This window comes from Flavobacteriales bacterium (assembly GCA_016699575.1).
In the GTDB taxonomy this organism is placed as follows: Bacteria; Bacteroidota; Bacteroidia; order Flavobacteriales_F; family PHOS-HE28; genus PHOS-HE28.
The window spans coordinates 2170617-2184434 of sequence record CP064979.1; the positions used below are offsets into that span (position 1 = coordinate 2170617).

13 protein-coding genes are annotated in these 13818 nt (G+C 61.1%); 6 read left to right on the top strand and 7 right to left on the bottom strand.

Annotation, left to right across the window (positions count from 1 at the left end):
• Positions 1-55: 55 nt before the first annotated feature.
• From IPJ76_08885 to IPJ76_08900, 4 genes are all read right to left on the bottom strand, one after another.
• Complete coding sequence (locus IPJ76_08885; protein QQR88307.1) at positions 56-1117, bottom strand: efflux RND transporter periplasmic adaptor subunit; 1062 nt, start codon at positions 1115-1117, stop codon at positions 56-58.
• Entirely contained in the window at positions 1114-1575 is a 462-nt protein-coding gene (locus IPJ76_08890; GenBank protein ID QQR88308.1) for a MarR family transcriptional regulator, read from the bottom strand. The genes IPJ76_08885 and IPJ76_08890 overlap by 4 nt, the downstream gene beginning before the upstream one ends.
• A 348-nt stretch (positions 1576-1923) precedes the next feature.
• Complete coding sequence (locus IPJ76_08895; protein QQR88309.1) at positions 1924-2352, bottom strand: IS110 family transposase; 429 nt, start codon at positions 2350-2352, stop codon at positions 1924-1926.
• A complete protein-coding gene (locus tag IPJ76_08900; protein ID QQR88310.1) occupies positions 2339-2929 on the bottom strand; it encodes a transposase in 591 nt (196 codons plus the stop codon). Before IPJ76_08900 ends, IPJ76_08895 begins: the two co-directional genes overlap by 14 nt.
• A gap of 391 nt (positions 2930-3320) precedes the next feature.
• On the opposite strand from IPJ76_08900, the gene IPJ76_08905 reads away from it, so the two are divergent.
• Genes IPJ76_08905 through IPJ76_08925 form a run of 5 tightly spaced genes read left to right on the top strand, consistent with a single transcriptional unit; the run spans position 3321 to position 8026 of the window.
• Positions 3321-5723, top strand: coding sequence for an ABC transporter permease (locus IPJ76_08905; protein QQR88311.1), 2403 nt, complete (start codon positions 3321-3323; stop codon positions 5721-5723).
• Between the two features lie 45 nt (positions 5724-5768).
• Positions 5769-6158, top strand: a complete 390-nt coding sequence (locus IPJ76_08910) for a DoxX-like family protein (protein QQR88312.1) — start codon at positions 5769-5771, stop codon at positions 6156-6158.
• Positions 6151-6891, top strand: a complete 741-nt coding sequence (locus tag IPJ76_08915; protein ID QQR88313.1) for a DUF2071 domain-containing protein — start codon at positions 6151-6153, stop codon at positions 6889-6891. The genes IPJ76_08910 and IPJ76_08915 overlap by 8 nt, the downstream gene beginning before the upstream one ends.
• Positions 6888-7628 (top strand): methyltransferase domain-containing protein, encoded by a 741-nt coding sequence (locus tag IPJ76_08920; protein ID QQR88314.1) that lies wholly within the window; start codon positions 6888-6890, stop codon positions 7626-7628. The genes IPJ76_08915 and IPJ76_08920 overlap by 4 nt, the downstream gene beginning before the upstream one ends.
• The gene (locus tag IPJ76_08925) at positions 7625-8026 is read left to right on the top strand and encodes a hypothetical protein (GenBank protein ID QQR88315.1); all 402 of its coding nucleotides are present in this window, start codon (positions 7625-7627) and stop codon (positions 8024-8026) included. The genes IPJ76_08920 and IPJ76_08925 overlap by 4 nt, the downstream gene beginning before the upstream one ends.
• A gap of 92 nt (positions 8027-8118) precedes the next feature.
• Here the strand turns inward: IPJ76_08925 and IPJ76_08930 are convergent, their stop codons facing one another.
• A complete protein-coding gene (locus IPJ76_08930; protein ID QQR88316.1) occupies positions 8119-8874 on the bottom strand; it encodes an SDR family oxidoreductase in 756 nt (251 codons plus the stop codon).
• A 241-nt stretch (positions 8875-9115) separates the two neighbouring features.
• Entirely contained in the window at positions 9116-10024 is a 909-nt protein-coding gene (locus tag IPJ76_08935) for a helix-turn-helix transcriptional regulator (GenBank protein QQR88317.1), read from the bottom strand.
• Between the two features lie 228 nt (positions 10025-10252).
• Between IPJ76_08935 and IPJ76_08940 the strand changes: the two genes are divergently transcribed.
• Positions 10253-10681 carry an ankyrin repeat domain-containing protein gene (locus IPJ76_08940; GenBank protein ID QQR88432.1) on the top strand — a complete coding sequence of 143 codons (429 nt, stop codon included), beginning with the start codon at positions 10253-10255 and terminating at the stop codon, positions 10679-10681.
• A gap of 13 nt (positions 10682-10694) precedes the next feature.
• Here IPJ76_08940 and IPJ76_08945 read toward each other — a convergent pair whose 3' ends face one another.
• On the bottom strand, positions 10695-13730 hold the full coding sequence (locus tag IPJ76_08945; protein QQR88318.1) for an SBBP repeat-containing protein: 3036 nt from the start codon (positions 13728-13730) through the stop codon (positions 10695-10697).
• Positions 13731-13818 lie beyond the last annotated feature (88 nt).

Here is a 13818-nt window from a genome sequence, read left to right on the forward strand (position 1 = left end):
GAATGGTGAATGGGAATTGGTGAATGGGGTTCATGGTGCAACTATTCGCCATTCACTATTCGCCATTCACTTCTTTGGTCTCTGCTTGTCTTGTCAACGCCCGCACGGCGGCACCATCGCGCAAGGCCAGCAGACCGGTCACGATCACGGAATCACCGGCTTGCACGCCGCTGGTCAGTTGCACGCTGTTCGCTGAACGGTTGCCGAGTTGCACCCGCGCGCTCACGGCCTTGCCGCCTTTCATCAGGAGCACTTTCTGTCCTTGGATGTCGGGGATCAGCGCTTCGGCGGGGATCACCAGTGCGTCGTTGATGCGTTCCAAGCGCACATCCACTTTCGCGAAGGCGCCGGGGATCAGCCTGCCGTCCTTGTTCGCGCTGCGGGCACGGACCTTCACGGTGCGCGTGGCGGCATCCACGCTGGGGTCCACGGCGTACACGGCGCCAGCATAGGTCGCGGTATCGCCCTCCAGTGTGAAGGTGATCGCGGCACCCGGCCTCATGGTGCGACCATAACGCTCCGGCACCGCGAACTCGATCTTCATCGGGTCCGTTTGCTGCAATCGAGCGATGATGGTGTTGCTCGCCACGTAGCCGCCTTCACTCACACTGCGCAGGCCCACCTTGCCGCTGAACGGCGCGCGGATGGTGCTCTTCGCGATGCGCGCGCGCAGGTCGTCGGCATCCGCTTGCAGACCCGCCAAGGCCGCTTGAGACGCATCGTATTGCTCCTGACTGATGCCGCTCACCGCCAGCAATTGCTTCTTGCGGCCCTCGTCGTCGGTGGCCAGTTTCAGGTTGGCCTCTGCCTTGCGCAATTGCGCTTGTAGCTCATCGTCGTTGATGCGCACCAGCACCTGCCCGGCGCCCACGCTGCCGCCCTCCTCGAAACCGATCTGCGTGATACGTCCGGCGAGTTCGCTCACCAGTTCCACCTCCTCGTTCGCCATCAACGTGCCGGTGGTGGTGATCGCATTGTCCAGCGGCTCGCCTTTCAGCACATGCACCTGCACGGCCATCGGCGGCATTGGTCCGCCCCCCGCCGCTTGCTCTTCACTTCCACCACACGCTGCAAGCAGCAAGGGAACGGCCAATCCGATCGTCGTTGTGCGCATCATGCATTCACGCGTTTGGTGGTCACCACGGCAGGTGGGTTCTCGCCACGCAGGTTCTTTACCGTCATCATCAGTTGTTCCAGGAACACGGTGCGGTCCGCCTTCTTCAGGCCCTTCATCGCCTCCTCGTTCAGTTCCTCGTAGGCCTTGCGGATCGCCTTCACCGCAGGGCGCGCCTTGGGCGTCAGCTTGATCAGGTACTTGCGGCGGTCGCCTTCGCAATCGCAACGCTCCACGTAGCCCTTCTCGCCCAGGTGGTCCAGCGCGCGCGTCATCGCCACCTTGTCCAGGTTCAGGCGGTCGGCCAATTCCTGCTGGCTCAGCTTGCCTTCCGCCTCCTCGATGGTCAACAGCACGTAGAACCAGTGCGTGATGTCCAGGTGCGCCAGCTTTTCCTGTAGCCGGGCGAAGTATTGGTGCGCCGCGATGGAACACCAGTAGCCAAGGGAGGAGGTGGGCATGACCGTTGCGTTCGTAATGGTTACAAATGAAACGAATGCTTTGTTCACGATTGAATTGCATATTGTTAAGAGTTGGGAAATTGGAGGTGCAGGGCTTTACCCGACTGTTGGTCCAGGGAGCCGCGTGAGGGACATGAGCGGAAAGCCCGGAGCGAGGAACGAGCGAGGACTTATTCTATGACCTGAGCAAGCCAATGGGCAGGTTTTTTTTCAGGCATGAGGAACTCCAGGCATGGGTCAAGAGCTTTTGATGCCCTCGACCCATGTTATGCCTGTCGTACATCGGACCTATCCCTGGCAGGTTGCTCCTCAGCAGAGCCTGCTTCCGTTTCGGCCCGACGCACAAGTCTACGCAGCGGCCGGTTCCGTTCTGCGCACGAATGGCGTACCCCGTTCGATCACGGCGCAGATGCGGTGGATGAGCTTGTTGCGGATGGCGTTGAGCACGCTCATCTTGTGCTTGCCTTCGGCCACCTTGCGCTTCCAGTAGTCCTGCAATTCGCCTTTGCGTGCCGTGCATCCCACAGCCGCCATGTGCAGCAGGTACTTCAAAGTGGGCTGCGCTTGTTTGGAGACGCGCGTTTTGCCTCGGATGCTGGAGCCGGAGCTGTACTCGAAGGGTGCCACCCCGGCGTGGCAGGCCAGCTCGCGCGCGGTCTTGAAGCGCAGGAAGCCCTCGGTGAGTGCCAGCAGATGCGCTGCCAACACGGGGCCAACGCCATCGATGGACAAGAGCAGATCGTAGATGCGCTGGTGCTCTGGCTCAGCCGCGATCACCCTCTTTGATCATGGTCTCGATCTGCTTGATCGACTTGTCGAGCGCGGTGATCTGCGCCTTGTCGATGCGTGTGAAGGCCGCGCGCAACGACTGGTCCACGCAATGGTCCAGGTTGCGGATCTGGGTGTGGTGCATGGTCTTGCGACGCACCAGATTCTCACGCCGGGCGAGCAGTTGCTTGAGCTTGTTGGTGCGCAGGTGATCGGCGGTTACAAGCCTGGCCTTGTCGTGGAAGCGGCGTGCGTAATCCGCGATCCGAAGTGCATCGATGCGGTCGTTCTTGCCACGCGTGGTGCCGATGCTCTTGATGATGTCCGTGGGGTGCGCAAGCCAGGTGGGAACCTCCAACCGCACGAGTGTCTCCAGCGGAAGATGCGAGTAATGGCCGGTGGGCTCCAGGCACACCAGGCATTGGTCCTTCTTCAGCCCGTACATCTTGGTCCAGCGCTTCCACATGCTGCGTAGTCCCTTCTCCGTGTTGGCCACCTTCTCTTCGGCGGTGACCTTGCCTTGTTCGTCCAGCAAGGCCACATCCAAGGTCGCCTTGCTCACATCAATGCCGATCCAGTGTCTCATGTCCGTGTACCTTTGGGTTAGACAAGTGATCGCTGGAGGGACTGAGCAATGGGCCCTGTGCTCGACAACTCTACTAGGCCACTACGCCTGGAATTCTATCCGAGCCTCAGACCCGAGTGGATCACGGGTGCCAATAAGTCCTTTAGGCCCTTGCGCCTATGCAGCGGAATGGTTCACCCGCGATCCTGCTCAGTTTCCTTCAGTGATCGTTCGCTCCCCGAAGATCTCCATCTTCGAGGCGGGCAAGTCTAGAGTTGAAGCGTTGGCCCGACCCGGCTGCACTTGAGCCGGGGCACGCCCAACCACTCATCACACCCCCAACGCCAGCACACCGGACCTGAGGTTTCCTCAACAGGAGGAGGCACCTTGCATCACCCCTCGTTGCGCGCTCATGCTCAAGAACCTCCTCCTCACCGGCTTCCGCAACCTCTGGAAGCAGAAGCTCTACACGCTGATCAACCTGATGGGCCTGGCCACGGGGCTCGCGTGCTTCGTGCTCATTGGGCTGTACGTGCAGCACCAGCGAAGCTTCGATCGGTTCGTGCCCCATGTGGATCGCGTGTACCGCGTGGTGGGCGAGATCGAGATGGAAGGCCAGGGTGAGCACTCGAGCAGCATGGTCTTCGGTCTTGGACCAACGCTCTTCAGCGACCATCCCGAGTTGATCGAGCGCTATTGCCGCTGGTTCGACTTCCAGGATCCGCAGCACACGCTGAAGGTGGGGGACAGCCTCAGCACCGACAAGATGTTCACCGAGAGCGGCCTCTACCTGGTGGACAGCACGGTGTTCGACATCTTCAACTACCCGCTATTGGTGGGCGATCCGAAGACGGCGCTCACCAAGCCCGGCAGCATCGTGCTCTCGCAGGAACTGGCGAAGAAGTACTTCGGCGACAAGGATCCCATGGGGCAGATGATGAAGTGGGACAACGCGATGGATGTGCAGGTCACAGGCATCCTCGGCGAGATCCCGCGCAACTCGCACATCCAATTCGAGGGGCTGGTCTCGTTCTACACCATCACGCAGTTCTGGCAGAAGATCGAGAAGAACAACTGGGTCTGGAACCCGTGCTGGACCTACGTACGCCTGAAAGAAGGGATCAGCGCGGCTGAAGTGAACAGGGTCTTCCCCGACTTCATCCAGAAGTATTACCCCGACTTCCTCAAGAACCAGATCGGGCATGAGCTGCAGCCGCTGGCGGGCATCCACCTCACCAGCAAACTGGATTTCGAGATGCGGCAGAACGGCGATGCGGGCAGCGTGAACATCCTCTGGGCCATCGGTTTCTTCATCATCGTGTTGGCGGGCGTGAACTTCATGAACCTCGCCACAGCACGAAGTGCGTACCGCGCGCGTGAGGTCGGTGTGCGCAAAGCAGCGGGTGCGGCGCGTGGCCAATTGATCGCGCAATTCCTGCTGGAGAGCGTGCTGATGAGTTTGCTCGCGGCGCTGATCGCCCTCGCGCTGATCCACTTGCTGATGCCCGCCTTCAACCAGCTCGCAGGTGAAGCGATGAAATTGCCGCAATTGCTCGTGCCCTACGTGCTCGGCATCGCGGTGGTCGTCGGTCTGCTCAGCGGGATCTACCCGGCCTTCTTCCTCTCCTCGTTCCAACCCGCGACCGTCCTGAAAGGCAACAGCGGCGGCACTTCACGCGGGCAAGCCTTGCGCAAGGCGTTGGTGGTGGTGCAATTCGCCATCGCGCTGGTGCTCATCATCGGCACCGTATTCGTGAAGCGCCAGCACGATCACTTGCAGAGCGTAGACCTGGGCTTCAACAAGGAGCAGGTGATCCTCATCCCCGTGCGCGCGCCGATGAGCGATGTGTACCTGGCCGTGTTCCCCGAGCTGAAGAAGATCAGCGGCGTGAAGGCCGTGAGCTGGGCCAACGACATCATCGGCAAGAAGCACAACACGCACGAGTTCAACTGGGGCACCATGGAGCAGGGCAAGTGGACCTACCTGCCGTGCCTCTACGTGAACCCCGAGTTCCAGGACGCAATGGACATCGAGCTGCTCGCTGGCCGTTGGTTCTCCCGCGACTTCCCCGGCGATGATTCGCTCAGTGTGATCGTGAACGAAACGTTCGCACGCCAAACGCATCCTGACGATCCCACCAAGGCCATCGGTGATCGCATGGACACGCCGCACGGCGAAGAACGCATCATCGCCGTCACCAAGGACTTCGCGTTCGACCCGCTCTTCAAGGCCGTGCAACCCTTCGTGTTCGACATGACCACCGATATCGGGCAATGGCTCCGATACATCTACATCCGCACCGAAGGCGGCGACCCCACGCCGGTGATCGAGGCCGCGCGCAAGGAGTGGAACAGCCGCACCACGCAATTCCCCTTCGAGTACCAGTTCCTCAACGATCAGCTCAACATGCAGTACGAAGCGCAAGGCCGCCTGGCGAAACTCGTCGGCATCTTCTCGCTGCTCGCGGTCTTCATCGCCTGCCTCGGCCTCTTCGCCCTCGCCTCCTGGACCGCCGAGAAACGCACACGCGAGATCGGCATCCGCAAAGTGATGGGCGCCGACACCGTGCGCATCACCTGGGTGGTCACGCGCGACTTCCTCTTCCTCGTGCTCATCGGCGCGCTGGTGGCAGTGCCGCTCGCGTGGTTCGGCGTGGGCCGCTGGCTGGAGAACTTCGCCTTCCGCACGCACATCGAGCCGCTGGTGTTCATCGGTGCAGGTCTGGTGGTGCTGCTGATCGCGGCGTTCACGGTGAGCTTCCGGGCGATCAGGGCGGCGCAGACGGATCCCGTGCGGGCGTTGCGGCATGAATAGGCCGGGTGTTTTCACGGTTCGACCGTCGTTCGTTGCTTTGGAACGATGAACGTGGTCCGCTTCGTCCAACAACGCGCATTCCGCTACTTCTTCGCACTGGTCTGGCTGGTGAACGGACTTTGGTGCAAAGTGCTCGGCGGGGTGCCGCGCCATGAAGTGATCGTCGGGGCGATCCTGGATAGGGATCTTGCTCCGCAATTCACGATCGCCATCGGCATCGCGGAGATCGGTATGGCCGGGTGGATCATCGCAGGTTGGCGCTACCAGCTGTGTGCCGCGTCGCAGATCGCCATCATCCTGCTCATGAACGTGATCGAATTCTTCGCTGTGCCGCACCTCTTGCTATGGGGCCGCTTGAACATCGTCTTCGCCACGCTTCTTTGTGGCTTGATCTTTTGGAACGGTTTCTCCCCAAGACGCACGGCCCATGTTTGAAGTGCTGAAGAACCATCCTTTCGGGGTGGTCGCCGACCTGGAGCGCACAGTTGTCCTCGCCTTTGCGGCCCCGGCGGAAGAGTTGGCCGCTCTGCTGCCCTCCTTTCTGGAACCGGACACGTTCAACGAGCGGTGGGGCTTTGTCGCCATGGCGGCGGTACGCACTCGCGATCTTCGCCCATCGGGATTTCCCAAGTGGTGCGGACAAGACTTCTGGTTGATCGGCTACCGCATCTTCGTTCGCTACCCCAACGCGGTTGGAAAGAGGCTACGGGGCCTCTACATCCTCGGCTCCGAAACGGATCGACGACTTATGGCTGTGCTCGGGAACCGCTTCACGCACTACGGCTATCGATACAAACCTATGACGGCTGCACTTGGCCCGCACGGCATTTCGTTGCGTGCAAAGGATGGATCGACCGCGGTGGTCGTGAAGGACGATGGCGCGGCGGTCGCGCTCCCGTCGGATTCCGTTTTCGCGGATTGGATCGAGGCGAGACGTTTCGTTGGGCCATTGCCATTCACCTTCAGCCATAATGTGCGAAAGGACCACGTGCTCATCGTGGAAGGCTCCCGCACGAACTGGCACCCAAGACCTGTCTCGGTAGTTGAGCATCGCTGCGACTTCATCACCAACCTCCGACTAAGCGAGCTCCGGCTGTCCAATGCCTTCACGATCGACCGCGTTCCCTATCACTGGAAACCGGGTATCCTGGAATCGCTCGAACGATGAGAGGCACGTACGAAGGGATGTGGAACGTGGTGCGATTCAACTGGCCGAAGTACGCGCTCGGACTGGCCGTGGTGCTGCTATTGTTGACCGGTGCTTGGTTGGTTCCCGCAATGCGAAGTGAGTTCGGAGCCTCTTGCTGCGTCGTTACGATCATGCTCATCGTTCCGCTGGTGGTCTCGTATATCATCTATGATCGATCCGACCTCTACGCCATGCCATGGCTGGGTGACCTTGGGCCGACACACCCCCGACGTGTACTAAACCTCAATGCTGGCTTCGATGAATCAAGCAGGATCCTTCGCCACCAATACCCGAACAGCGCATTGGTCGTGATCGATCTCTTCGATGCTGCTCGGTACAGCGAACCGTCCATAGCCCGGGCACGCAAGACCTATCCCCCATACCCTGACACGGTATCCGCTCCAGGTGGGCCGCTTCCGGTCCCGTGTGCATCGGTCGACCTTGCCGTGTGCTTCCTCTCACTTCATGAGCTGCGTGCGCACAAGGATCGCGTCGCTCTGCTGAAAGACATCCGACGCACCTTGACCGCTGAGGGCCGACTGGTGGTGACCGAACATCTCCGTGACCTGCCGAACATCCTTGCGTTCACGGTCGGCGTGTTCCATTTCCATTCCCGCAGGACGTGGTCGGAAGCATTTGGAGAAGCGGGATTTCGCGTCGCCTCCACCCACAGCACTGCGGGCTTCATCACCACCCACATTCTTCAAGCGGCATGACCATCCACCTGCAGATCATCGGATCGCTTTTCATGTTGCTGGCACTCATCCATGTTGGTTTCCCGCGCTATTTCGAATGGAAAAAACAGCTGGCCCCGCTCAGTCTGATCAACCGCCAGATGATGCAGGTACATACCTTCTTCATCGCGTTCGTGGTCTTCCTGATCGGACTGCTGTGCTCCAGTTCTGGGGAGGAGCTTATCGCCACACCGTTGGGACGGCGCATATGCCTTGGCCTTGGTGTGTTCTGGGGTATCCGCGCGTTGGTGCAGTGGTTCGTGTACTCAACGGAGCTCTGGCGCGGACGACGGTTCGAGACCGGGATACACGTAGTGTTCTCTGCGCTGTGGGTGTATTGTGCGGTGGTCTTTCTGCTGTGTGGTCTTGAACGCCGTTAACCTACATGGCCGTGCCCAACACGAACCATGTCGGCGGCGAATACCCGATCCACTCGGACCGTCCTCTAGGTAGCCTGTTGGCCAAGTCCCCTTCACCCCTGATTCAACACCCCGAACACCATCTCGTAATTCCCACTGCGCTCCGCATCGCGTAGCATCTTCACTCGCTCCACGAGGATCTCGCCGTGGGGAAAGGACGAGGATCGCAGGAGCTGCATCACTTCGGCGATGTATTCGGCCAAGGGCATGGCATCCGGGTCGGTGGCCTGTGCGGGTCCGGTGAGCTCGGTCTGCACGTAGGGCGGAGCGAGCTCCAGGACTTCCACATTCGTGCCACGCAACTGGTGCCGGAGCGACTGCAGCCAGGAATGCAGAAAGGCCTTGCTGCCGCAGTATGCAGGATAATCGGCGCGCGGTACGAAAGCCAGGCCGGAGGTGGTGGCCATGATGGTGGAGCTGGGCTGTCGCAGCAGCGTAGGCATCAACGCGGCCGTGAGCTGCAGCACGCTGGTGACGTTGGTCTGGATGATGTCCTCCGCCACGGCCAGTGCCTCGGTGCCCGCGCTCAGGTCCTCCTGGGCCATGATGCCGGCGTTGTTGATCAATACGTTCAACTTGGGGAAGTCGCCTTGCAAACGGGTCGCGAACGCGTGAATGGCACGGCTGTCGGTGACGTCGAGCTGCATGCCGCGCATGCCCGGATGGGCGCCGGTGATCTCATCGAGCTTTTGCTGGCGGCGGCCTGTGATGATGACCTGGTTTCCCGCCTGATGGAACTGTTCGGCGAGCGCGCGACCGATGCCGCTGGTGCCGCCGGTGATGAGCATGGTATTACTTGTCGGTTTCATGGAATGACTTGCTGGAAATGCGTGCGTTGAACCGTGATCGGCCGTTCAGTGCGCCGCCGCGATCGTCTTCGCGGAAAGCCCCACCGGCGCGGACGGGGAGGATCGGGCTCCGCCCTCGTTCAGGCCACCGGCGTCCCGGTGTCGACCTGTCGCGCTATCGGTAGAGGGCGCAAACGTACCGGGGCCGTTCGCCGGCGGTTTGCGCAAATCGATCCGATCGTTGCACGGATCCCCGGTAACGTCAAGCGCGATACGCGGAAGGGGAGATGGACGTGTGCTTCTTGAAGAAGTTCGAGAAGTGCGACACCTCCTGGAAGCCCAAGGCGAAGGCGATCTCCGACACGGTCCAATCGCTGCGCTTCAACAGGATCTTCGCTTCCTGCACCACGCGCGCATTGATCAGGTCCGTGGTGGGCACACCGTTCGTTCCGTTGAGCACCTTGTTCAGATGGTTCACGTGGACGGACAGACGGGCGGCGAAATCCGAGGGCGTGCGCAATTCCAGCCGCTGGTGCCTGTGCTCGATCGGGAATTGACGTTCCAGCAGCTCGGTGAACAGAGCGGATACCCGTTCGGCCGCGGTGTGCACCACCGGGGTGGCTGCCATCGGCCGCAGTTTCTGTCCCCAGTGGATCAGCTCCATCAGGTACGTCCGCAACAGGTCCTCCTTGTACGCATAGTCGGATACCTGTTCGCGCTTCATCTTTTCGAAGATCATGCGCACTTCCTCCGCCTCCTCGGGTGTCAGGCGCAGCACCGGAAAGGCACCGGGCTGGAGGAAGGGCAGGGCGTCCGGCATGATGCCACGCCCGTTCTGGAAGAGGAACTCGTGCGTGAAGATGCAGAAGTGGCCGGCCTGATCCCCGCCCTGCTGAACGTATCGGTAGGGCACCTTGGGCGTGGCGAAGAGCAGCGCGCGATCCTCCACGTCGATCACCTTGTCCGCGTACTCCACCCGGTTGCGGCCGATGATGAGGCTCACCTTGTAGTAGGCCCTACGGTCGTAGGTCATCGGCGGCTTTCCTTCCTTGCGCTGCAGCACTTCCGCCATGTCGTACACCTGGAACGGCTGCGGTCCGCTCGCCGTGGACCTGCCGTTCGTTAGAGGAGGAACGTCGGCATAGAACTGTTCTATCGAGATCGCCTTCATGCCGCAAAGTTGGGCAATGGCCGAAGGGTACGATAAGGCAGATCGCACAAGGAGGTCGGAACCGCTGCAGGACCGCCTCCGGTCCGGACGGTTCCTTCCGTGCCATGTGGTTCATGGCCCTGCCCATCGGTGATCCACCTTCGTCGCATGCAACGCCGCCGCTTCCTCTCCACGACCGCCCTCGGTCTCCCGTTCCTCGGGGGAACCACGCTGTTCGCCCAGGACACCATGAAACCCGCCAAGCCCGCGCAATTGCCCCCGGAGCTGGTGAAGGAGTTCGTGCGAGTCGGCCACAATAACCTTCCGGAGGTGCAGCGCATGCTGAAGGAGCAGCCCGGCCTCTTGAACGCGAGCTGGGATGTCGGCGGCGGCGACTTTGAAACGGCTTTGGAAGGAGCGGGGCATGTCGGAGACCGCGAGATCGCGGAATACCTGATCGGCCAGGGAGCGCGCGCGAACATCTTCGTGCTCACGATGCTCGGTCACACAGCGATCGTAAAAGGCTTGCTGGCGCTTTACCCGCACTTGCTTCGCTCGAAAGGACCGCACGGATTGACGCTCCTGCATCACGCAGCACGTGGAGGCGAGCCCGCGAAGGAGTTACTGGAGCACATCCAAGGGCTCGGGCTGACGGAGATGAAGTTCCCGATGCCGTAGTGCGGGCGTGTCGCTATTGCTTCACGAAGCGCGCCACCCGACCAGCATTGGAACGCACGAGGTAGCTGCCCGCAGCGAGTTCAGCAACGCCGAGGATCATGCTGCCGTTCGCGTTGACGAATTGGGTCTTGAGCACCCGACCGCTCATGTCCATCACCTGCAACGAAGCGTCGCTTTCCACCATGGGACCGGAGATGATGAGCTGGTCTCGTACCGGGTTCGGAGCGATGATCAGCACGGGACTTTCCTCGTCGGCGATGGAGGTGCTTTGGGGGATGGCGTACTTCACCAGGAAGGCGTCGTTCATGTTGCCCGCGGCATGCGTGCTGCTCGCGTCGTTCGGGTCGAGCGTGACGATGCCGACCTCGTGCTCAACGAACGAGTACAGGCTCGATCCGTAGTTCCCGCCGACAAGCACGGTGTTCCAATCCGCACTGATCGCGGTGGCTGAACTGACCATGGTACTGCTCGGGTGCATGCCTTGCAACGCCCATAAGGGCGATCCCGCAGGGTCGAATGATGCCACCAAGAGGTCCGAGACCCCAGTACTGTTCAGCGTTGTGTTCCCGATTGTAATGCTGCCGCTGAAGGTGCCAGCAAGGACGATGTCGCCCCCAGGGCGACGAGCCAGCGCATAACCATTGCTGCTTCCAGTGGTTTGGAATTGCTGGGCCCATTGGTCGTTGCCGAGTGGATCGAAGGCGGCAATGAACAGTCGATAGTTGAAGTTGGCACCGCTCAGTGTGGTCGATCCAAGGTCCACCTCCTGGGTGAATGAACCCGTAATGATGGTGGAGCCGTCAGGCAGCACCAGTAGGCTGGGACTGACTTTGTACCCAGCTCCGGTGAATGCCTTTGCCCATTGGAAAACGCCTGTCCCGTCGTACTTGGCGAGGAAGATGTCCGCTGTGAGGCCACCGGTACCAGCCAAGGTGAAACCATCAAAGGCCGCCGTGGCGCGGAACTCGCCCAGCACATAGATGTTGCCTGATGAGTCGAGACCAAGGTCGCGACCGGCATCGGCGTTCGGCCCGCCCAACTGCTGCGACCATAGCACATCGCCGTTCGCATCGTATCGAACCAGGAGGCCATCCGTGTTGCCAAGACTTGTGTGCGAGTTGGTGCCGATCGTTAATGTGCCGCTGAAGGAACCGGTAGTGATGACATCACCGCTGTTAGTGATCCGCACTTCGCTGAACGCGTCGACACCCGTTCCGCCCGCCCTATTCGCCCAGATGCACTGTCCGTTCTCGTCGAATCGCGAAACGAACGCATCCGTGCCACCATCGCTAACGCGATCGATCGTGCCGAATGCGGTTGTGTCGGAGAATGAACCGCTTGCCAGCACATCGCCGTTCGGGGCTACCGCCACGCCGGTCAGGTTATTGATCCCCGTTTCAGGTTGATCGCTCAACGCGTTACGGCTGTTGAGCATCACGATCCACGCGCAATCCCCGCTTGCATCGCGCTTGCCCAGGTAGGCCGCGCGAGCGCTGGTATAGGCGAGCAGCGTGTCGTCGCAGACCACAAGGCTCCCTTCGAACTGCCCCGAATGGACCATCGTACCGTCGGCGTTCAGGATCGTGCTGGACACTCCATCACTTGCTCCGCGATGGACCGTGGCGGTGCGGTACCACTTCGGGTTGCGTTGGCCGTTGTAGCTGGCGATCGCTGCCAGGCCACTTCCGGCGGGATCGCCACCGGTTACTACGTTGGGCTCGTAGTCCACACGGATCGAACCCCAGCCGAGTATGCTGCCGCCCAATAGGGTGAGCTCGTCATTGGGCTGCAAGCAGAGTCGTGACGGACCGCTGCCACCCATCAGCGAGTCGAGGGAAAGGCATGTTCCGCTCGCATTGAACAGGGCGATGGCATCGTTGCCAAGTCCGCCATTGACCACATCGAACGGGCCGATGGCGCACGGTGCGGCGCAGTCGTAGTTGAAATCCACCCATGCGTTGCCGTCCGTGGTGATGGCCAGGTCTCCCGGTGTCCCTACATCAGTTCCCAATGAGCTGGGAGCCAGCCCTTGCGCCCACTGCAGCACTCCGGACGCATTGAAGTAGGCGAGGAAACAATCCGTGCCTACGCTGGTGATGAGGTTAACCCCGTCGATCTCCAAGGTGGTATCATGCGCACCGTGCACGAAGACTCCATTCCCGTTGGCGCCCACGCTTCCCACGAACGAGCGGTCCGAGATGTCGCCGAAGCGTTTGGCCCAAGAACAGGTCCCGTCCGGTTCAAAACGCGCGAGGAAGAGATCATCGGCACCGATAGTGCTGAGCGATATGCCGCCGAAATCAGCCGTTCCGCTGAAGCGCCCGAAGACATAGCAATTCCCGTTCAGGTCGCTATGGACTTTCGCGGTATAGGTGGAGGTCATGGTGAATACCTGTGGTTCGTCCGAACCTCCCGCGCGGACGGCCCATTGCAGGTTGCCGCTGGGGTCATACGTGGCCAGGTATCCGGTGGTGCTGTCGTGGGTGGCCGTGAGGGTAGTGCCGCCCAATGTGATGCTGTTCCCGCTGAAGTCGCCGGCCACATGGATGTTGCCGAGGCCATCGACGCTCACGCCCCAGGTGTTCTCATCGCCCGGCCCGCCCATCTGCCGCACCCACACCACGTTGCCTTGCGCATCGTAGCGCGCGAGGAAGGCATCGGTGCCCTGCGCCGTGAGCGGGTTGCCATCGAAATCCTGCGTGCCGCTGAAGAAGCCCGCCACATAGATGGCATTGCTTCCCTCGCTGTCCATGTGCTGCCCCCAGCCGCTCACGGGCCGTGCCCAGGCCACCTGCCCGATGCTGTCGAAGCGCACCAGGCTGGGGTTGCTCACCAGGCGATCGTGTACGAAGAAGGTCTGCTGCGGCTGCCCAGGATTGCTCAGAGCGTACGCGTACACATTGTAGTCGTCGGTCACGGTCATGCCGCTGAAGCCCGCCTCCCAGCCCACATTGGGCGCGTTGGGCATGCTGGTGCTCCAGAGGTGCTGGGGCGTTTGGGCGGTAAGCGCGATGGAACTAAGGAGCAGGAGAGAGGAGAGGGCTCGCATGGACCTTGGAATGAACAGCTAAACTAAAGGATGTCACCGAGCGCTGTTCGAGTTCGCGCGCATCAACCCGGCCTGTGCGCTCAGCGGA